Here is a 19,971-nt window from a genome sequence, read left to right on the forward strand (position 1 = left end):
TCCGCAAAACGGTCAATAGACATCGCGCATATAACGTTTTTCCCTGACGAGCGTCTTAACGTAGCCTTCGGCGGCCGCTTGCGAAAGCCCGCCATGGGTCTCGGCAATCGCCCGAAGTGCTACATCCACATCCTTCGCCATGCGGCTCGCATCGCCGCAGACATAGAAATGCGCGCCGTCCTGCAGCCACTTCCAGATTTCGCGCCCGTTTTCCGCCATGCGGTGCTGGACATAAATCTTCTCCGCCTGATCGCGCGAAAAGGCTGTGTCGAAGCGGGTCAGCAAACCGCCCTTCTGCCAGGCCTCGATTTCGTCGCGATAATAATAGCCGCTGTCGCGCGATTGCTCGCCGAAGAACAGCCAGTTCGGCCCGCCCGCGCCCGCCGCCTCCCGGTCCTGCAAAAAGGCACGGAACGGCGCAATGCCGGTGCCCGGACCGACCATGATCGCCGGGGTGTCCGGATCGGCGGGCGGGCGGAAATGCGCCTGTTTCTTCACCGAAACGCGCACCGGCTCGGCCGCCGCCCTGTCCGCCAGAAACACCGAGGCGACGCCCTTGCGGCTCTTTCCGTAACGGGCATGGCGCAGCACCGAAACCGTCAGATGAATTTCATCCGGGCTCGCCTTCGGGCTGGAGGCGATCGAATAGAGCCGCGGCTGCAGCTTTTTCAGATGGTCGCAGAAGTCCTGTCCGGCAACGGGTTTCGGCGCGATGGCGACAATATCGGCGATCTGCCGGCCCCAAAGCCAGTCATTGAGGGCTTTCCGGTCGGCGGCGGCAATCAGGGTATTCAGCGTTTCATGCCCGCTGACATCCGCCCACCATTTGAGGAAATCCGGATGCGACTGACCGATCTCGAAATGATCGCGCAACGCCTCGCCGATGCCGATATCGTGGCCGTTGATGCCGGAAATCGGCGTCTCCGCCGGCAATTGCAGAGAGGTCAGGATTTCATCGACAAGTTCGGGACAATTGCGCGGCATGATGGAAAGCGCATCGCCCGCCTCGTAATCCGCCACGCCATCGACCCGGAACCCGAACTGGCGCACCTCCTTGGCGCTGCCGGAACCGCTCAGAAGCCGGTTGACGCTGAGCCTGGCCGCAACGGTTTGCGGCGGTTTCCAACCATTGGGTCGGACGGCGCTTTCAGCCGCAACCGGTGGGCCATTCGAAGACCCGGAAAGAGCGGCCATCGCCGCTGAAACCGCGTCCCCCTCCTCGCCCGCATCCAGCGTGCGGCATGCCGCCAGACGCACGCCGCCGAGCGCTTCGAGCCGGTCATCCAGTTTCCGGCCGAAGCCGCAGAACTGGTCATAGGAACTGTCGCCCATCGCCACCACGGCGTAACGCAGCCCCTCCAGATGGGGCGCGTCATCGCGCAAAAGCGCTGCCCAGAAATCGGCCGCATGATCGGGCGGATCGCCATCGCCGAAGGTGCTGACGATGAAGAGTACAGGGGCCTTTGTCGCAAGGTCATCCGGGGAAACCGCGTCAAGCGAACGCAACGCCGCGCGGTACCCCGCCGCGCCAAGCGCGTCGCAAAGATCGGCGGCCGCCATTTCCGCCGTTCCGGTCTGCGAGGCGAAGAATACGGAGACAGCGGGCTTTGACGGGTCCGCGTCCGGCTGCGCGCCCTTGCCTTCCGCCAACACCGGCACGGACTCGACCCTGCCCCGCGCAACCTCCGGCGCATCGGCCTCTGCCGCCGCCACGCGGGCGAGCGCAACCGCCGTCACCTTGAACTCCGGCTGGAGCGATATCGGATCGACGGCATTGCCGGTCACAGCATTCACCGCCAGATCATCGCCGAACACATCGTTCCAGTGAAACGGCGCAAACAGCGCGCCCGGCGAAACCCGGTCGGTGACGATGGCAGGCAGTATCGCGCTGCCGTGACGCGAGGTGATCGACAGCCTGTCGTTGTCGCCGATCCCGAGCGCCGCCGCATCGGCCGGGTTGATCTCGACGAACGGCGCGGCATTGAGCTTGTTCAGCCGGGCGACCTTGCCGGTCTTGGTCATTGTGTGCCACTGGTGCTGCAGTCGGCCGGTGTTGAGAATGAACGGATAGTCGCCATCCAGCATTTCGCGCGCACCGGAGTGCAGCCGTGGCAAGAATTTCGCCCGGCCGCTTTCGGTGGCGAATTTCAATCCCGTATCAGGCGCGCGGTAGCGGATCGGATTGCGCGTGGCTTGCCCGGTCTCGGATGCCGGCCACTGGATGCTGCCTTCGCGCAGGCGCGTATGCGTAACCCCGGAAATGTCATAACCGGTCGCGGGATTGGAAAACTGCCGGATTTCCTCGAACACCTCTGCCGCGCTCTCATAGCTGAAGGCCGCCTCATAGCCCATGGCGCAGGCAACTTTCGCGATGATCCGCCAGTCCGGCAGCGCTTCGCCCGGCGGTTTCGCGGCGGCGGCCGTCAGCGCCATGTTGCGCTCGGAATTGACCATGACGCCATCGGCCTCGAAAGACACCGCCGCCGGCAGAAGGATATCGGCATAGGGCGTGGTTTCCGTTTCGGCATAGGCATCCTGCACCGCGACGAATTCGGCGCGTTCGAGCGCCGCCGTCACCGTCTTGCGGTTGGCGACGCTTGCCACCGGATTGGTGCAGATGATCCAGGCGGCCCTGATCTCGCCCGCCGCCATCGCCTCGAACATGGCGATGGTGCCGGTGCCCTCCTCGGTGCGGATGGTGCCGGGCGCAAGGCCCCAGCGGGTCTCGCAGAAGCGACGGTTCTCTTCGACGAGCGCCGAACGCTGTCCCGGAAGACCGGGCCCCATATAGCCCATCTCGCGCCCACCCATGGCATTCGGCTGGCCGGTCAGCGAGAAGGGACCACTGCCGGGGCGACAGATCTTGCCCGTGGCCAGATGCAGATTGCAGATGGCATTGGTGTTGAACGTGCCCTGCACCGACTGATTGAGCCCCATGGTCCAGAGCGTCATGAGTTCACCGGCTGCGAGCACCATGTCGGCAGTCGCCCTGATGTCCTCAACCTCAAGCCCGGTGATCGCCGCGACCCGCTCCGGCGGATAGTCGGCGAGAAATGTGGGCATATCCGCCCAGCCCTCGGTATGGGCGTCAACAAAGGCCTGATCGACGCCGCCCGCTTCGACAATCAGATGCAGAAGCCCGTTCAATAGCGCGAGGTCGGTTCCGGGTTTCGGTGCGAGATAAAGATCGGCCCTTTCGGCGGTCGCCGTGCGGCGCGGATCAACGACGATCAGCTTCGCGCCTTCTCTCACCCGGTCCATCATCCGCAGGAACAGGATCGGGTGGCAATCGGCCATGTTCGAGCCGATCACGAGGAACAGATCGGCCTTTTCGATATCATCATAGGATCCCGGCGGCGCGTCTGCGCCGAGCGACAGCTTGTACCCGGAACCGGCGCTGGCCATGCACAGCCTCGAATTGGACTCGATATGGCGCGTGCGTAAAAACCCCTTGGCGAGCTTGTTGGCAAGATATTGCGCCTCCATCGACATCTGGCCCGAAACATAAAGCGCAACCGCGTCCGGCCCGTGCGTGTCGGCAATGGCGCGCAGCCGCTTCGCCGTTTCAGCAATCGCCACATCGACGGAGGCAGCCTCTGGCGCAACGCCCTCCCCCCGCACAAGCGCATTCTCAAGACGACCGGCAGCGACAATCGCCTCATGCGCGGTCTTGCCCTTGGTGCAGAGCCGCCCGCGATTGGCCGGATGCTCTCTATCGCCGGAAAGTCGGATAATCCGCCCGTCCTCGACATCGAGCACCACGCCGCAGCCGACGCCGCAATAGGGACAGACGCTTTTGACACGTTCTACGCCCATCGCCGTCCCCCGTTCTGACAAGGACTGACGATTGACGGAAACGGGAGATGACGCGCAGAATGGATCACATGCCGGCGTGGCATCGGCTTTCCTCGCTGTCTAAAATGAAAACAAAAAAGCCGCGGCATCATTCGAAGCGCTCCCTTGAAGGAAACGGTTCTCAGATCCGCAGCTTTGCGATGGAATGCCCGCCATTGGACATTGATGCGGTCAACGATAGTCCGACACGCGATGACTTTCAAGTCCACCGGCTGATTTGCCGAAGCGTTACATCACAGGGAGGGAGACAGCACGATGCCGGTGAAGATCAAACGGGTCTATGACGAACCCGACAAGGCGGACGGCCTGCGCGTTCTCGTCGACCGTCTCTGGCCGCGCGGCCTTGCGAAGAACAAGGCCCGCATCGACCTCTGGGCCAAGGAGGTCGCGCCCTCAGGCGAATTGCGCAAATGGTTCGCGCACAGAAAAGACCGGTGGGAGGAATTTCAACGGCGCTATCGCGCGGAGCTTGCGGAGAATGCCGCGCTTGATGAACTTTGCGCAGAGAGCGGGAAAGACACCGTGACCTTGCTCTACGCCACCCGCGACGAATGCATCAACCACGCGCGGGTCCTCGCGGCCGTCATTACGGAAAGGAACGGTCGCGACGCCGAGACGGATCAGCCGGATGAAGGCGCAGTCGAGGTGTCGTCCCCGCCCTGTTTCTTGCACGAACTGGATCCGGCCTGGCTGGGAACGGAACGTCGCGACGACAACGGCCAACCGGCAGATCCCGAAGCCGACGATCAGCCCTCGCACAAGAAAACCGGCCGTTCGCATTAGAGCGCTACCGCTTTTCCTGGAAACGCTTTAGCGCTCAGAGCGAACGCCCGCCGGAGGTGACGATGCTGAATTCGTCGTCTTCGACCCTGCCATCCTCGCGCACGGTCAGCCGCCAGCGGCGGTTGCCGATGCGGAAGGAGAGTCGCCAGCGTCCCGCATCCTCGCCGTCGCCGCGTTCAACCGAAGACCGCACCTGCCCGCGTGCGGTCATGAGCCGCAGATCATCGACGCCGAGGCCGAAGCGGCGGGCAAGCCGCTCCGCGCCGATTTCGAACTGACCCTCCGCATTGCGTTCGATGAAGGTCCCGGCTTCCTGAGCGTTCATGGTTTCGCACCGCCTGACTGACGCGCAAGGTCGGCATATCCGATCGGGCAGAGCCCGGTCGTATCCTCGCCGCGGTGAAAGCCGATGGCCAGACGAAAGGAATGGGCGATGCGCATGGCCCTGTCGAGAAACAGCGACGCCACCTCCTTCGGGCAGATCGCCTCCACGGTTTCGGCAAAGAGTTGCAGCCAGCGGCGGAAATGCCGCTCCTCGATTTCGGGGATCGCCAGATGCGGCGGCAGCGGGCGGCCCTGATAGCGCGCCGTGCGCAGAAGCGTCGCCGACCAGAAGTCGCACATGCGCTCAAGATGGCGCGGCCAGTCATCGGCGGCGATCCGACTGTTGAAGACCGGACCGAGCAGCGCGTCCTCGCGGATACGGTCATAAAAGCCATACACCACGTCGCGAATCATCGCCTCGTCCAGCACCTCGGGAAGTGGCTTGCCGTCAATGATCACCGTGCGCTCCGGCGCGGGACGTCCTCTCATGTCCGAAACTCCTTCTCGAATGGCCGGTTTCAGCCCGGTGGCCGGTGGGCCTTGACCCGTGCCGGATCGGTCTCGATGCGACCGGCACCGATCAGGTCGAGACAATAGGGGATTGCCGGGAAAACTGCATCGAGGCAAAGCCTTATCGACGCCGGGCGGCCCGGCAGGTTGACGATCAGGCTCTTGCCGCGCACGCCGGCAGTCTGGCGCGAGAGGATGGCGGTCGGCGCCTGTTCCAGGCTGACGCGCCGCATCAATTCGCCGAAGCCCGGCAATTCCTTTTCCATTATCGCATGCATCGCCTCCGGCGTCTCATCGCGCGGCGCAGGCCCCGTGCCGCCGGTGGTCAGGATCAGGTCGGCTTTCACATTATCGCACAGATCCGCCAGCGCTTCCCGCACGGAAACCACCCCGTCCGGGATGATGACGCGGTTCAGGGCATAGGGCGACGTGATGGTTTCCGCCAGCCAGGTCTCGATCATGGCGCCGCTTTGATCTTCATATTCACCCCGGCTGGCGCGATCGGAAATGGTCAGTGCGACAATCAGCATTTTAACCTCCAAGCACGGACATCGTCCGCCCGATGCCCTCGACATGGTCATTCGTAATCGAAAATGCATGCCCCTCGGGCTTCATCGCCACCGCGCGCGAAATCAGCGCGGCGACGGGTCGATCGTCATCGCCCGCCCGCAGGGCATCGCGCAGGCCAACTCGCCCCTCATTGCCCATGCAGGTGAAAAGATCGCCGGTGGCGCTGACGCGCAGGCGATTGCAGGTGGCGCAGAAATCGCAGGACAACGGCGTGATGAACCCCAACAGGCCGCCGGTCTCGGCGACCCGAACATAGCGCGCCGGCCCGCCGCTGCTGACGGCAAGCGGCTCAAGGGTCCAGCGCTTCGAAAGCATGTCGCGCAGCTTCGAGAGCGACAAAAAACTCTCCCGACGATCATGCTGCCCCTCGCCGAGTGGCATTTCCTCGATCAGCGTCAGGTCCATGCCGCGTTCATGGGCAAAGCGGATCAGCTCGTCCACCTCGCGTTCGAAAGCGCCGCGCATGGCAACCGCGTTGATCTTGACCCTGAGGCCTGCCGCCTGCGCCGCCTCGATGCCGGCGAAGACCCGCTCGATCCGTCCCCACCGGGTGATCGTCTGATAGCGCTCCGGATCGAGCGTATCGAGCGAGACATTCACCCGGCGCACGCCATGGGCGAACAGCGCTTCCGCATGGCGATCCAGCAGCGTGCCGTTGGTCGTCAGCGTCAGCTCGTCGAGCATGCCACGATTCAGGTCAGCGCCGAGCATGGCAAACAGCGACATGATATTCTTGCGCACCAGCGGCTCACCGCCGGTGATCCGGATCTTGCGCACACCGCGCGCCATGAAGATGCGGGAAAGCCGGTGGAACTCCTCAAGATCGAGGATTTCACGCCGTGGCAGAAACGTCATGTTCTCGGACATGCAATAGGTGCAGCGCAGATCGCAGCGATCCGTCACCGACAGCCGGAGATAGGTCGCGGTGCGGCCGAAGCCATCGACGAGAGGACGCGGCACGGCCTGTCTTATCGCGCTTTCATGCCGCATCGTCAGTCCTTCCCGCGCGAACGACGGCCGAAAGGCTCCAGTCGAGAACCGCTTCGACCTCCGCCGGCAGAGTCTGCGACAGGTCGCCTGCAAAGGCGTGCCAGTCATCGAGATAGGCCTCCTTCACCGAGGTCAGGATCGGCACGCCTGCCACAAAGGCGGCCTCGAAAACCGAGCGCAGCCCGCCGCCCTGCGCTTCCCCCTTGCCGAAACGGTTGAGAATGAGGAGATCCGGCTGCACCCCGATCCGAGTCTGGGCAAAAACGGCGGCGTCCGAAAGCGCGTTGAAATCCAACCGGCAACCGCGCGCATGAGCACCGAGCGCCTGCATGATCTGCCAGCGTCTGCCGGTGGCGATGTCTTCCAGATCGACCGCGCCGCAGCACTGGCCCTCATCCTTTTCGGCATGTTGGATGAAGCCTTCGACGCGATGCCCCTTTGCAATCAACTGCCGTGCCACCGCTTCCAGAACCCGGTCGGCGGCGTCATCCTGCATGAACGGGATATAGGCGAGCAACATGCTTTCACCCGTCCTTGTTTCCGCGTTCACCATCACAAAACCCTTTGCCTTTACTGCACCAGCGGCCCATCGGCGCCGGTGATCTCGATACCCTCGATGGTCGCTTCCGCCGCCAAAACGGCGATGAATTGTTGAACGGCCTTCGACCAGGAGGCAGCCTCCAGCCAGGCGGCGATGCGCGGTCTGACCGCCTCGAACGGCAATTGCGCGCCCTCGATCCGGCGATCCATGCGGATGATATGAAAGCCATAGCGGGTTTCAACCGGCGAACCTGTCACCTCGCCTTCCGGCAGCCGCATCAGCACCGCCTCGAATTCCGGCACGGTGCCGCCCGGCGAAAGCTGACCGAGATTGCCGCCATGTTCCGCCGACGGACAGGCCGAGCGCGCCCGCGCCAGCTCACTGAAGCGAACGGCGCCGGCTTCAAGCTCCGCGATCATTTGCCCGGCCTCCGCGCGCGCCTGCCGCCGGGCGGCCTCGTCGGCCGGACTTGCGGCAAGCAGGATATGGCTCGCCTCGAAGATCGGTTCGGAGCGGAAACGGCTCCGGTTGTTATCATAAAACCGGCGGCATTCGGCCTCATCGGCCGAAGGCGCGTCGACCGATATCTCGATCAGCGCCCGGATCTTCGCATCCTCGGCAGTCTCGGTCTTCCCGTCTGCGGTTGTCTCCGGCGTGCCGGTCACCTGTTCTTCCGCAGCCTTCTGCAGCAGCAGTTCGCGGATGACAAGCGCCTCAGCCGCGGCCCTAAGCGCCGCGCCGGGATTGTCTGCCGGGTGGTTCTGGGCCTCGGCGAGGATGGCGCTTTCGGCAATCGTGACGCCGTTGACGGAAATCTCGGAAAACACCGGCCGCGCCTTGGGCGGAATTTTCGTGTCGACAGCCTGATAGCCGCTGCCGGACTCGGGGCTGGCGCCCGACGTTTGCGGCTGTTGCGGTGTGAAGAGATTGACCATTGTGCGTCACTCCGCCGGTGTGCCGTTGATGCGCGAGCCATCGCCCTTCTGGCGGGCGACCTGATAGCCGGGCCGCCAGATGTAGCGCACCGGAACGCTCAGCATGTGCACCAGCCGCGTGAAGGGGAAGACGAGCAGAATGGTGAGGCCCAGGACAATATGCGCCTTGAAGATCCACGCGGCATCGGCGACGTAGGACGAGGCGGCGAAGTTGAAGGTGAAGATGCCCTGCGCCCAGCTCATGAACTTCACCATTTCATGGCCATCGAGATGATGCAGCGATACGGGAATCGTACCGAGACCGAGCAAAAGCTGCAGCCAAAGCAGGATGATGATCATCGTATCGCTGAAGGTCGAGGCGGCGCGCACCCGCGCGTCGAACAGACGGCGATGGACGAGCAGGGTCGCGCCGACGATGCCGAAAACCCCGGCAATGCCGCCGGCGACGACGGCCAGTATCTGCTTGGCCTCGTGGCTTATGCCGAGCGCATCGAAGACCCAGATCGGCGTCAAAAGCCCGACGAGATGGCCGACGAAGATGACCAGCACGCCAACGTGAAACAGCACGGAGCCCCAGATGAGCTGCTTGCGGCGCAGCAGTTGCGACGAACCCGAGCGCCACGAATAGGGTTCGCGATCATAGCGGATGACGGTTCCCAAGATCAGCACCGTGAGCGCGATATAAGGATAGATGCCGAAAACGAGGGTGTTGAGATAGGCTGACATGGTCTGTCTCCTAGTTCGAAACGGAACCGGCGACATCGCCGGGTTGACGTTCTGAAGCGCGCATGCGGGTCCTGAGCCGGTCCGGCCCGCACGCGCCCTCGCCGGCATTGCCGCCGAAGGTGACGGCTTCTTCCTCCCAGATGCTGTCGAGCGCCTTGAGGTCGTCGGGGTCGTCTTCGGGTGCGGCCATCAGCTCCTTCAGGAGCTTCTTGTCAGCCTCGGCGGATGACAGCAGGGAAAGCGTCGCAAAGGCCGAGGCGTAGACGGATTCACGCTTCCTCAGCCGCTCGCCGATGGCCTCGGTGATATGCGCGGTCTGGCCGAGAAGGTCTTCCGCCTCGGCCTTTGGACGCGTGGAGAGAAACTCCAGAAACAGCGGCAGGTAGTCCGGCAGTTCCTTTGCGTCGATCTCGAAACCACCGGCCTCATATAGCGCCATCAGGTCGACCATGGCCTGACCGCGATCCCGGCTTTCGCCGTGGATATGCTCGAAGAGATGAAGAGACAGCGCGCGGGTGCGGTCGAAGAGATGGACGTAGCGTTCCTGGGCCTCGTAGAGATCGCGGCCGGCCAAGTCGTCGATCAGCCTGCCCAGAGCGACGGCGACGGCTTCGGGAACCGCCGAGGACGCGAGCGCCGCCTTCAGTTCCGGCAATTCATCCAGCAGTTCCTGCTCCGGATAGGACAGGAGCAGCGAGGTGATTTTCAGGGCGATGTTCATCAGACCTGCTCCTTGGAGATATCGGTCGGCGTCTGCACCACCTTGCGGCGGCCGGCGCCGAAGAGTTCCGTGTCGGAATTGCCGCCGGAACAGCCATTGCCGAAGGAGAAGCCGCAGGACCCGCGGACGTCATAGGCGTCTTCGGAGACCTCGCGATGGGTGGTCGGGATGACGAAACGATCCTCGTAATTGGCAATTGCCATCACGTGGTACATATCCTCGATCATCCGGCCGGTGAGGCCGACGCGTTCGGCAATCGCGTTGTCGTCGACGCCGTCGACGGTTTTGGCGCGCATATAGGCGCGCATGGCGAGCATGCGTTCCAGCGCGTTCACCACCGGCTCCTCCTTGCCCGCCGTCAAAAAGTTGGCGAGGTAGCGCACGGGAATACGCAGCGACTTCACGTCCGGCATATCGCCATCGAGACCGAGCTTGCCGGCTTCGGCGGCGGACTGGACCGGCGAGAGCGGCGGTACGTACCAGACCATCGGCAGGGTGCGGTATTCCGGATGCAGCGGGAAGGCCACCTTCCAGTCGATCGCCATCTTGTAGACCGGCGAGTTCCTCGCCGCCTTCAGCCAGTCGTCCGGCACGCCGTCCTTGCGGGCCTGTTCGATGACCGCCGGGTCGTTCGGATCGAGGAACACCTTGAGCTGTTCCTCGTAGAGATCCTGCTCGTTCGCCGTCGACGCCGCCTCCGAAATCCGGTCGGCATCATAGAGAATGACGCCGAGGTAACGGATACGACCGACGCAGGTTTCCGAGCACACCGTCGGCTGGCCGGCTTCGATGCGCGGATAGCAGAAGATGCACTTTTCCGATTTGCCGGAATTCCAGTTGTAATAGATCTTCTTGTAGGGGCAGCCGGAGACGCACATGCGCCAGCCCCGGCACTTCTCCTGGTCGATCAGGACGATGCCGTCATCCTCACGCTTGTAGATCGCGCCTGAGGGACAGGCGGCGACACAGGTCGGGTTCAGACAGTGCTCGCACAGGCGCGGCAGATACATCATGAAGGTGTTTTCGAACTGGCCGTAGATTTCCTTCTCGACGCCCTCGAAATTCACATCCTTCGAGCGCTTCTCGAATTCGCCGCCGAGGATTTCCTCCCAGTTCGGGCCCCATTCGATCTTCTCCATCCGCTCGCCGGTCAGCTTCGAGCGCGGCCGAGCCGTCGGCATGGTCTTGCTCTCGCCGGCGGTCTGGAGATGGCCATAGTCGAAATCGAAGGGTTCGTAATAGTCGTCGATTTCCGGCAGGTCCGGATTGGCGAAGATCTTGGCGAGGATGCGCCATTTGGCGCCCATCTTCGGCTCGATCCGGCCGTTCTTCTTGCGGACCCAGCCGCCATTCCATTTCTTCTGGTTTTCCCATTCCTTGGGAAATCCGATCCCCGGCTTGGTCTCGACATTGTTGAACCAGGCGTATTCAACGCCTTCCCGGTTCGTCCAGACATTCTTGCAGGTGACGGAGCAGGTGTGGCACCCGATGCATTTATCGAGATTGAGCACCATGCCGATCTGTGCGCGGACCTTCATTCTGCGGCCTCCTTTCCTGCAAGGCTTGGGGTCTCGTCCATCCAGTCGACATTTTCGAGTTTGCGGACGACGACGAATTCATCGCGGTTGGCGCCCACGGTTCCGTAGTAGTTGAAACCGTAGGCCTGATGGGCGTAACCGCCGATCATGTGGGTGGGCTTCGGGATCACGCGGGTGACGGAGTTGTGAATGCCGCCGCGCTGGCCGGTCAGCGGCGAGCCGGGCGTGTTCACGATCTTCTCCTGCGCGTGGTACATGAAGATCGTGCCGTCCTTCATGCGCTGCGAGACCACCGCGCGGGCGACCAGCGCGCCATTGGCGTTGTAGACCTCGACCCAGTCATTATCGACGATGCCGGCGCGGGCGGCGTCGGGCTCGGAGATCCACACCACCGGGCCGCCGCGGTTCAGCGTCAGCATCAACAGGTTGTCGGTATAGGTGGAGTGGATGCCCCATTTCTGGTGCGGGGTGATGAAGTTCAGCACCAGATGCGGCTGGCCGTCGAGGCGCGCCTCGATTGCCGGCGTCACGGTTCCGGTATCGATCGGCGGGCGGTAGACGCAGAAGGCCTCGCCGAAGGCCCGCATCCACAGATGGTCCTGATAGAGCTGCTGCCGCCCGGAGAGCGTGCGCCACGGGATCAGCTCGTGGACATTGGTGTAGCAGGCGTTGTAGCAGACCTTTTCCGATTCCAGCCCCGACCATGTCGGCGAGGAAATGATCTTGCGCGGCTGAGCGACGATGTCGCGGAAGCGGATTTTTTCGTCTTCTTTCGGAAGGGCGAGATGGGTGTGGTCGCGCCCGGTGATCGCCGAGAGCGCTGCCCAGGCCTTGACCGCGACCTCGCCATTGGTTTCCGGCGCCAGCGACAGGATCACCTCGGTGGCATGGATATCGGTCTCGATCTTCGGACGGCCCTTCGAGGCCCCCTCTTCCGTCACCGTGCCGTTGAGCTTGCCCAGAAGGCCGACTTCATGCTCGGTGTTCCAGGAAATCCCCTTGCCGCCATTGCCGAGCTTATCGAGAAGCGGGCCGACGGAGGTGAAGCGCTTGTAGAGATTGGGATAGTCCCGCTCGACCACGGCGACCGTCGGCATGGTCTTGCCCGGAACCGGGTCCGTTTCGCCCTGTTTCCAGTCCTTCACATCGAAGGGCTGGGCCAGTTCGCCGGGGGTGTCGTGCAGGGTCGGCACCAGCACGATATCCTTTTCGACGCCCAGCACTTCCGGCGCGACTTCGGAAAACGTCTTTGCGATACCCTTGAAGATTTCCCAGTCCGAGCGCGACTGCCAGGCCGGATCGGCAGCACTTGTCAGCGGATGGATGAAGGGGTGCATGTCGGAGGTGTTGAGGTCGTTCTTCTCGTACCATGTCGCCGTCGGCAGAACGATGTCGGAATAGACGCAGGTGGTCGACATGCGGAAGTCGAGGGTCACCAACAGATCGAGCTTTCCTTCCGGCGCCTCGTCATGCCAGACGGCCTCCTTCACCTCCTGACGGCCCTCGTCGCCGAGATCCTTGCCAAGCAGGCCGTGTGATGTGCCAAGCAGGTGTTTCAGGAAATATTCGTGCCCCTTGCCCGAGGAGCCGAGCAGGTTGGAGCGCCAGACGAACATGTTGCGCGGCCAGTTTTCCTCCGCGTCCGGGTCTTCGCAGGACATGGAAAGCGTGCCGGTTTTCAGCGCATCGGCGACATAATCGGCAGGCTTTTGGCCCGAGGCTTCCGCCGCACGGGCGACCTCCAGCGGGTTGGTGCGCAATTGCGGCGCTGAGGGCAGCCAGCCCATGCGCTCGGCGCGGATGTTGTAATCGATCAGCGTTGCATCCCACGGGCCTTCCGGCGCGGTCGGAGACAGCAGTTCGTCGACCTTCACCGTCTCGTAGCGCCACTGATCGGTGTGGGCGTAGAAGAACGAGGTCGAGTTCATGTGGCGCGGCGGGCGCTGCCAGTCGAGTCCGAAAGCGAGCGGCAGCCAGCCCGTCTGCGGGCGCAGCTTTTCCTGGCCGACATAATGGCTCCAGCCGCCGCCGGACTGGCCGATACAGCCGCACATCACCAGCATGTTGATGATACCACGGTAGTTCATGTCCATGTGGTACCAGTGGTTCAGACCGGCGCCGAGAATGACCATGGAGCGGCCGTTGGTCTTTTCGGCGTTGCCCGCGAAGGCGCGGGCGGTCGCGATGATCTGCTCGCGGGAAACGCCGGTGATCTTCTCCGCCCAGGCCGGCGTATAGGGCGTTCCATCGTCGAAAGAACTTGCGACATTGTCGCCGCCGAAGCCGCGGTCGAGGCCGTAATTGGCGACGAACAGGTCGAAGACCGTGGCGACGATCGCCTCGCCATCCGCAAGCGCCACCCGGCGGACCGGCACCTTGCGCGCCAGAACGTCGTCATGATCAGTGCCCTCGAAATAGTCATGCGCCCGGCTGCCGAAATAGGGGAATGCAACGTCCTCGACGCCGTCATGGCTTTCCGCAAGGCTCATGACCAGATCGATTTCAGCGCCCGCGCCATCCTTCTGCTCGAGGTTCCACTTGCCCTTTTCGCCCCAGCGATAGCCCACCGACCCGCGCGGCGCGACGACGTCGCCGGTCTTCGCGTCGAAGCCGACCGTCTTCCATTCGGGATTGTTGCTCTCGCCGAGACCATCCTTGAAGTCGGAGGCACGCAGAAAGCGTTCCGGCACGAAACGGCCGTCCTTCTTCACCAGCCGCACCAGCATCGGCATGTCGGTGTAGCGGCGACAGTAATCGTCGAAATAGCCGACCGTCCGGTCGAGATGGTATTCGCGCAGGATCACATGGCCGAGCGCCATGGCGAGCGCCGCATCGGTTCCCTGCTTCGGGTGCAGCCAGAGATCGGAGAATTTTGCGGCTTCCGAATAGTCCGGCGAGACGACGACGGACTTCGTGCCCTTGTAGCGCACCTCCGTGTAGAAATGCGCGTCCGGCGTGCGTGTCTGCGGCACGTTGGAGCCCCAGAGCATCAGGAAGCCGGCATTGTACCAGTCAGCCGATTCCGGCACGTCGGTCTGCTCGCCCCAGGTCATCGGCGAGGCCGGGGGCAGGTCGCAATACCAGTCGTAAAACGACATGCAGGTGCCGCCGAGCAGCGACAGGTAGCGGGACCCGGCCGCGTAAGAGACCATCGACATCGCCGGGATCGGCGAAAATCCGATGACGCGGTCGGGCCCCCACCTCTTCGCGGTATAGGCGTTGGCCGCCGCGATGAGCTCGTTGACCTCGTCCCAGGTGGCGCGCACGAAGCCGCCGAGGCCGCGCACCTTGATGTATTCGGCCCGCTTGGCCGGGTCCTCCTGAATGGCGCGCCAGGCGGCGACCGGGCTCTTGTCGGCGCGTTCCCTGCGCCAGAGCTTCAGGAGCCGCGCCCGGATCAGCGGGTATTTCACCCGATTGGCCGAATACATATACCAGCTGTAGCTGGCGCCGCGCGAACAGCCGCGTGGTTCGTGATTGGGCATGTCGGGCCGGGTGCGCGGATAATCGGTCTGCTGGGTTTCCCAGGTGACGATCCCGCCCTTGACGTAGATCTTCCACGAACAGGAGCCCGTGCAGTTCACGCCATGGGTAGAGCGCACGATCTTGTCGTGCTGCCAGCGCTTGCGATAGGCGTCTTCCCAGTCGCGATTTTCATTGGTGGTGACGCCGTGACCATCGGAGAATGTATCGACATTCTTGCGTGCCAGAAAGTTGAGGCGGTCGAGGAGAAGAGACATGATCCGTTCCTTTGTTTCGGGCGATTAGCAGGGCACCGGCGCGTTGCGGCGGGTGTAGTAGAAGAAGGTCAGCACGGCGCAGATGACGTAGAAGATGCCGAAGCCCCACAGCGCCATGTCCGGTCCGCCGGTCATCGAGATCGCGGTGCCGTAGGATTTGGGGATGAAGAATGCGCCATAGGCGGCGATCGCGGAGGTGAAGGCGATGATCGCCGCGCTCTCGCGGTCCGTCTGCTTCTGCAGCGCGCCCGCATCCAGTTCCGGCATCAGTCGGGGCACTTCCTCGCGCATGATCGCCGGGATCATCTGGAAGGTCGATGCATTGCCCACACCAGTGAGGAAGAACAGCGCCATGAAGCAGGCGAAGAAGGCCCAGAAATTACCGCCCTCACCTCCATGCGGCAGGAATTGCAGCACGCCGACCACGGCGACGAACATGCCGACGAAGGTCCAGAAGGTCACCCGCCCGCCGCCGAAGCGGTCGGAAATCCAGCCGGTGCCCGCACGGCTCAGCGCGCCGACCAGCGGGCCAAGGAAGGCGTAGGAGAGCGCATTGACCTCCGGGAACTGCGTCTTCATCAGCAGCGGGAAACCCGCCGAATAGCCGATGAACGAGCCGAATGTGCCGGTATAGAGAATGCACATGATCCAGTTGTGGAAGCGCGAGAAGATCACCGCCTGATCGGCAAAGGAGGCCTTGGCCGAGGCGATATCGTTCATGCCGAAATAGGCGGCGATGGTGGCGGCGATGATGAATGGCACCCAGACAAAGCCGGCATTCTGCAGCCACAGCCGTCCCCCGTCGCTCAGCGCCTGCGGTTCGCCGCCGAGCGCGCCGAAGACGCCCATGGTGATGACCACCGGCACGAGGAACTGCATGACCGAGACCCCGAGATTGCCGAGACCGGCATTCATGGCGAGCGCATTGCCCTTTTCGGCCTTGGGGAAGAAGAAGCTGATATTGGCCATGGACGAGGCGAAGTTGCCGCCGCCGAGACCGCACAGAAGCGCCAGAACGAGGAAGATCAGATAGGGCGTTTCCGGGTTCTGCACGGCATAGCCGATGCCCATGGCCGGCAGCAGCAGCGAGGCGGTGGACAGCGTGGTCCAGAGCCTGCCGCCGAAGATCGGCACCATGAAGGAGTAGAAAATCCTGAGCGTCGCGCCCGAAAGCCCCGGCAGCGCCGCCAGCCAGAAGAGCTGGGCGTCGGTGAAGTTAAAGCCGATCGCGGGAAGCCGCGCGACGACAACCGACCACACCATCCAGACCGAAAAGGCCAGAAGCAGCGCGGGAATGGAGATCCACAGATTGCGCTTGGCGACCTTGCGTCCGGTCTGTTCCCAGAAGGTCTTGTCTTCCGGGTTCCATTCCGTCAGCGTCGCCGCCGACGTCTTCGGCGTCATGCCCTCGAATTCCGGCAGTTCCGGCAGGGTGTCGTCACTGGCCCGGTTGCGGCGTTCCATCTGACGAATGGAAAGGTGCATCCAGGTCAGGGCGACCAGCACCAGCAGAAAGAGGAAGGCGAAGCAGGTGGTGTAGACGCCGGTCAGGTCCAGCAGCGTACCGAACACGATCGGCAGGACGAAGCCGCCGAGCCCGCCGATCATGCCGACGAGACCGCCGACCGAGCCGACATTGTCGGGATAGTAGACCGGGATATGCTTGTAGACGGCCGCCTTGCCGAGGCTCATGAAGAAACCGAGACAGAAGATCATCAGCACGAAGGCGCCGAAGCTCATGGCCGTCGAGAAGACAATATCGCCGCCCTTGGCGTGGATCGTGTAGCTCGTCGGCGGATAGGACAGCATGAACAGCAAGAACAGCGCAAAGCCGAAGGTCCAGTACATCACCGAGCGCGCGCCGAACCGGTCCGAGAGATGCCCGCCATAGGCGCGGAACAGGCTGGCCGAGAGCGAGAAGGCCGCCGCCGCCATGCCCGCAGTGCGGATATCGACGCCGTAGACATCGACGAGGTAATGCGGCAGCCACAGCGCCAGCGCGACGAAAGCGCCGAAGACGAAGAAATAGTACAGCGAGAAGCGCCAGACCTGCAGGTTCTTCAGCGGCGCAAGCTGGGCCGCAACCGTGGTGGCCTTCGCTCCGCTGCGGCGGCGGGCTTCGAACACCGGATCATGTTTCGAAAAAACGAAGAAGATGACGGCGATCGCTGCAAGCGCGAAGGCCCAGACATTGGCCACCGCCTGCCAGCCGAAGGCGACCATGACGAAAGGCGCGCCGAACTTGGTCACCGCCGCGCCGACATTGCCGGCGCCGAAAATGCCGAGCGCGGTGCCCTGCTTTTCCGGCGGATACCAGTGCGAGACATAGGTGACGCCAACGGCGAAGGAACCGCCGGCAAGGCCGACGCCAAGGGCGGCGAGCAGGAAAAGCGGATAGGTTGTCGCGCTGGTCAGAAGAAAGGTCGCCGCGGCGGCCAGTAGCATCTGCAACGGAAACACCAGCCGCCCGCCATATTGCTCGGTCCAGATGCCGAGCATCAGCCGCGTCAGCGAGCCGGTGAGAACCGGCGTTGCCACCAGAATGCCGAACTGGGTTTCGGAAAGGCCGAGTTCGCTTTTGATCTCGACCCCGATGATGGCGAAGATCGTCCAGACCGCAAAACAGACCGTGAAGGCCACAGTGCTGAGACCGAGCGCCCGGCGCTGATCGCTTCGCGAAACACCGTCAACTGCAGACATGAAATGCCCCCTAAGGCTCGAGCGGAAGCCCGCTCATTGGAAATTCTGCCTGAGAGTTAGAAGGCGTTGCAGCCCTGCGAAGTTGACCTAAGTCAAGGTTGACGGGCGGCGCGGGACAAACAAGAACTGCGCGTGAAATTGCCATCCCGCGCTGAAATCATCGTCAAATCGGCCTGTTGCGGATGCCGGCTGTTGCTGCTAAATTTATCAATTGAAGACACGAAAAAAATCAAGGCGATGTGATGCGGTCATCCGATTTGCCCGAGGTGCGCGCGCTCGGCCTGTTCAACAGCATGGGCGAGGAGAATTTCGAGGCGCTGATGCAGGCGGCCTATCTGCAGACCTTCCCGCCGCAACTCGATCTCGTACACGAGGGCGATCCGGCGGATTTCCTCTATGTCGTGATCGAGGGCTGCGTCGAGCTTTACGCCAATGCCAACCGCCGCGAGGCCACCATGGCGATGGTGCATCCGGTCAGCCCCTTCATCCTGGCCGCCGTCTTGAAGGATGCGGTCTATCTGATGTCGGCGCGCACGCGGGCGCGCTCGAAAATCCTGCTGATCCCGTCGGAAGACGTCCGCTCGATCTTCGAACTCGATGACGCCTTCGCAAGGGCGATGGTGCTGGAGATGGCCGGCAGCTATCGCTACGTCATCAAGGAGCACAAGGGCCTCAAGCTGCGCAGTTCCGTCGAGCGATTGGCGAATACGCTGCTTCGGCAGAACCATGAATTCGGCAAGGGTACCGGTGAATTCGAGCTGCCCTACGACAAGCGCACGCTCGCCTCCCTGCTCGGCATGACGCCGGAAAACCTGTCGCGCGCCTTCAACACGCTGAAGCCCTACGGCGTCGAGGTCAACGGAACGACAATCCGGCTTTCCGACATCAAGTCTCTGGAAACCCTCGCCAAACCGACCCCGCTCATCGACGACCCCGGCACCTGAGCCCTCCGCAAGGCAGGGCCACCCTCGCTCCTTGTGTTCGGACCTGCCCGGCAACGGGTATTGGCTCTATGACGGACCGGGCGCCGCGGCATCGAGGCGCAGGCCCGCCAGCGCCCGCTTGATCTCGTTGCCGAGCAGGCGCTCGGGCGGGGAAATGCCCGAGGCGGCGGACATCACGACGCCGATCTTCAGGTTCAGCAGCACATCCTGCTGCAGCGGCACGAAGCACAGGCGGCGCTGCTGGATCTCGTCATAGAACCCGATCTGGGTATAGACCCCCAGACTGCGGCCCGCCAGGATCATGTGCTTGGCGACATGAAGCGTATCCGTGAAGCAGTTGGTGGAGAGCGAGGGCGCGATGCCGGTAAACGCCTGATCGATGATAGAGTTGCGCCCGCGCGCATCAACCGTGCGCACCAGTTTCAGTCCGTCGAGGTCTGCGATCGACAGGCTTGAGCGGGTGGCAAGCGGATGGTCGGGCCGCATGATGATCCCGATCGGCGCGCCCTTCTCCGAAATGATCCTCACGCCGGGATGCACGTCGAAGGTGAAGGTGATCCCGATATCGCAAATGCCGCTCGCCACCGCCTCCATGATGTCATCCGGCTGCGCTGTGGTGACCGAATAGGTGATCTGCGGATAGACGCTGTTGAAATCGAGCAGAATGCGCGGCAGCAGGCCGTAGGTCACGGAATCGATGGCGCAGATATTGATGTGGCCCGAGCGCAGATCGCGAATGTCATCGAGCATCATCTTGGTGCGCTCGTAGCCATTCAGCGTCTCGCGACAGTGTTCCAGCACGATCCGCCCGGCATCAGTCAGCGTCACGCCCTCGGGCGTGCGCTCCAGCAGAAGCACGCCGATCGTCTTTTCCGTGGCGATGATCTTCCGGTTCACCGTGGTCGAGGAGACGTTGAGAACGGCCGCGGCCTTGCGGATCGATCCCTGGCGGGCAACCTCGTCGAAATAGCGCATGAATGTCGAATGCATCGGGCGCTCCGCCATAAGTGGTGCATTTTATGCCTCACTGTTAGCAGGTTTTTGCACTTTTTGCAGCGCCATATGCTCCGTACACTTCCTTCACTGATAACCGG

The 19,971-nt window shown here is 63.0% G+C and carries 15 protein-coding genes; 2 read left to right on the forward strand and 13 right to left on the reverse strand.

The genetic code is table 11. The features are described 5' to 3' along the window. Positions 1-12 precede the first annotated feature (12 nt). Positions 13-3,816, reverse strand: a complete 3,804-nt coding sequence (locus tag Mame_RS20905; protein WP_018064471.1) for a bifunctional nitrate reductase/sulfite reductase flavoprotein subunit alpha — start codon at positions 3,814-3,816, stop codon at positions 13-15. Between the two features lie 294 nt (positions 3,817-4,110). Between Mame_RS20905 and Mame_RS27640 the strand changes: the two genes are divergently transcribed. Further along, on the forward strand, positions 4,111-4,638 hold the full coding sequence (locus Mame_RS27640) for a DUF488 domain-containing protein (RefSeq protein ID WP_018064470.1): 528 nt from the start codon (positions 4,111-4,113) through the stop codon (positions 4,636-4,638). Between the two features lie 34 nt (positions 4,639-4,672). On the opposite strand, the gene Mame_RS20915 is transcribed toward Mame_RS27640, so the two are convergent. Genes Mame_RS20915 through Mame_RS20965 form a run of 11 tightly spaced genes read right to left on the reverse strand, consistent with a single transcriptional unit; the run spans position 4,673 to position 17,933 of the window. Next, entirely contained in the window at positions 4,673-4,963 is a 291-nt protein-coding gene (locus Mame_RS20915; protein WP_018064469.1) for a DUF6522 family protein, read from the reverse strand. Then, on the reverse strand, positions 4,960-5,451 hold the full coding sequence (locus Mame_RS20920) for a group III truncated hemoglobin (protein ID WP_018064468.1): 492 nt from the start codon (positions 5,449-5,451) through the stop codon (positions 4,960-4,962). The genes Mame_RS20915 and Mame_RS20920 overlap by 4 nt, the downstream gene beginning before the upstream one ends. Before the next feature lie 29 nt (positions 5,452-5,480). Then, the gene (mog, locus tag Mame_RS20925) at positions 5,481-6,002 is read right to left on the reverse strand and encodes a molybdopterin adenylyltransferase (protein ID WP_018064467.1); all 522 of its coding nucleotides are present in this window, start codon (positions 6,000-6,002) and stop codon (positions 5,481-5,483) included. A gap of 1 nt (position 6,003) precedes the next feature. After that, the gene (gene moaA / locus Mame_RS20930) at positions 6,004-7,032 is read right to left on the reverse strand and encodes a GTP 3',8-cyclase MoaA (protein ID WP_018064466.1); all 1,029 of its coding nucleotides are present in this window, start codon (positions 7,030-7,032) and stop codon (positions 6,004-6,006) included. Further along, positions 7,022-7,552 carry a DUF2478 domain-containing protein gene (locus Mame_RS20935; RefSeq protein ID WP_026173418.1) on the reverse strand — a complete coding sequence of 177 codons (531 nt, stop codon included), beginning with the start codon at positions 7,550-7,552 and terminating at the stop codon, positions 7,022-7,024. Before Mame_RS20935 ends, moaA begins: the two co-directional genes overlap by 11 nt. A 50-nt stretch (positions 7,553-7,602) precedes the next feature. Beyond that, complete coding sequence (locus Mame_RS20940; protein WP_018064464.1) at positions 7,603-8,508, reverse strand: peptidylprolyl isomerase; 906 nt, start codon at positions 8,506-8,508, stop codon at positions 7,603-7,605. Between the two features lie 6 nt (positions 8,509-8,514). Then, on the reverse strand, positions 8,515-9,234 hold the full coding sequence (gene narI, locus Mame_RS20945; RefSeq protein ID WP_018064463.1) for a respiratory nitrate reductase subunit gamma: 720 nt from the start codon (positions 9,232-9,234) through the stop codon (positions 8,515-8,517). Positions 9,235-9,244: 10 nt separating this feature from the next. After that, complete coding sequence (narJ, locus tag Mame_RS20950) at positions 9,245-9,955, reverse strand: nitrate reductase molybdenum cofactor assembly chaperone (protein WP_018064462.1); 711 nt, start codon at positions 9,953-9,955, stop codon at positions 9,245-9,247. Beyond that, positions 9,955-11,493, reverse strand: a complete 1,539-nt coding sequence (narH, locus tag Mame_RS20955) for a nitrate reductase subunit beta (RefSeq protein WP_018064461.1) — start codon at positions 11,491-11,493, stop codon at positions 9,955-9,957. The genes narJ and narH overlap by 1 nt, the downstream gene beginning before the upstream one ends. Next, positions 11,490-15,233 carry a nitrate reductase subunit alpha gene (locus tag Mame_RS20960; protein WP_018064460.1) on the reverse strand — a complete coding sequence of 1,248 codons (3,744 nt, stop codon included), beginning with the start codon at positions 15,231-15,233 and terminating at the stop codon, positions 11,490-11,492. The genes narH and Mame_RS20960 overlap by 4 nt, the downstream gene beginning before the upstream one ends. Positions 15,234-15,257: 24 nt before the next feature. Beyond that, positions 15,258-17,933: a nitrate/nitrite transporter gene (locus Mame_RS20965; RefSeq protein WP_018064459.1), complete on the reverse strand. Its 2,676-nt coding sequence runs from the start codon at positions 17,931-17,933 to the stop codon at positions 15,258-15,260. 242 nt (positions 17,934-18,175) lie between these two features. On the opposite strand from Mame_RS20965, the gene Mame_RS20970 reads away from it, so the two are divergent. Further along, a complete protein-coding gene (locus Mame_RS20970) occupies positions 18,176-18,877 on the forward strand; it encodes a cyclic nucleotide-binding domain-containing protein (protein ID WP_018064458.1) in 702 nt (233 codons plus the stop codon). 66 nt (positions 18,878-18,943) lie between these two features. Here the strand turns inward: Mame_RS20970 and Mame_RS20975 are convergent, their stop codons facing one another. Further along, positions 18,944-19,867 (reverse strand): LysR family transcriptional regulator, encoded by a 924-nt coding sequence (locus Mame_RS20975; RefSeq protein WP_026173415.1) that lies wholly within the window; start codon positions 19,865-19,867, stop codon positions 18,944-18,946. Positions 19,868-19,971: the final 104 nt, after the last annotated feature.

Origin of the sequence: Martelella mediterranea DSM 17316, from assembly GCF_002043005.1 — a bacterium.
GTDB lineage: Bacteria > Pseudomonadota > Alphaproteobacteria > Rhizobiales > Rhizobiaceae > Martelella > Martelella mediterranea.

Excerpts from the sequence above, each read along its gene's own strand:
- Mame_RS20905 (WP_018064471.1), bottom strand. The coding sequence starts at position 3,816 with ATGGGCGTAGAACGTGTCAAAAGCGTCTGTCCCTATTGCGGCGTCGGC.
- Mame_RS27640 (WP_018064470.1), top strand. The coding sequence starts at position 4,111 with ATGCCGGTGAAGATCAAACGGGTCTATGACGAACCCGACAAGGCGGAC.
- Mame_RS20915 (WP_018064469.1), bottom strand. The coding sequence starts at position 4,963 with ATGAACGCTCAGGAAGCCGGGACCTTCATCGAACGCAATGCGGAGGGT.
- Mame_RS20920 (WP_018064468.1), bottom strand. The coding sequence starts at position 5,451 with ATGAGAGGACGTCCCGCGCCGGAGCGCACGGTGATCATTGACGGCAAG.
- mog (WP_018064467.1), bottom strand. The coding sequence starts at position 6,002 with ATGCTGATTGTCGCACTGACCATTTCCGATCGCGCCAGCCGGGGTGAA.
- moaA (WP_018064466.1), bottom strand. The coding sequence starts at position 7,032 with ATGCGGCATGAAAGCGCGATAAGACAGGCCGTGCCGCGTCCTCTCGTC.
- Mame_RS20935 (WP_026173418.1), bottom strand. The coding sequence starts at position 7,552 with ATGTTGCTCGCCTATATCCCGTTCATGCAGGATGACGCCGCCGACCGG.
- Mame_RS20940 (WP_018064464.1), bottom strand. The coding sequence starts at position 8,508 with ATGGTCAATCTCTTCACACCGCAACAGCCGCAAACGTCGGGCGCCAGC.
- narI (WP_018064463.1), bottom strand. The coding sequence starts at position 9,234 with ATGTCAGCCTATCTCAACACCCTCGTTTTCGGCATCTATCCTTATATC.
- narJ (WP_018064462.1), bottom strand. The coding sequence starts at position 9,955 with ATGAACATCGCCCTGAAAATCACCTCGCTGCTCCTGTCCTATCCGGAG.
- narH (WP_018064461.1), bottom strand. The coding sequence starts at position 11,493 with ATGAAGGTCCGCGCACAGATCGGCATGGTGCTCAATCTCGATAAATGC.
- Mame_RS20960 (WP_018064460.1), bottom strand. The coding sequence starts at position 15,233 with ATGTCTCTTCTCCTCGACCGCCTCAACTTTCTGGCACGCAAGAATGTC.
- Mame_RS20965 (WP_018064459.1), bottom strand. The coding sequence starts at position 17,933 with ATGTCTGCAGTTGACGGTGTTTCGCGAAGCGATCAGCGCCGGGCGCTC.
- Mame_RS20970 (WP_018064458.1), top strand. The coding sequence starts at position 18,176 with ATGCGGTCATCCGATTTGCCCGAGGTGCGCGCGCTCGGCCTGTTCAAC.
- Mame_RS20975 (WP_026173415.1), bottom strand. The coding sequence starts at position 19,867 with ATGCATTCGACATTCATGCGCTATTTCGACGAGGTTGCCCGCCAGGGA.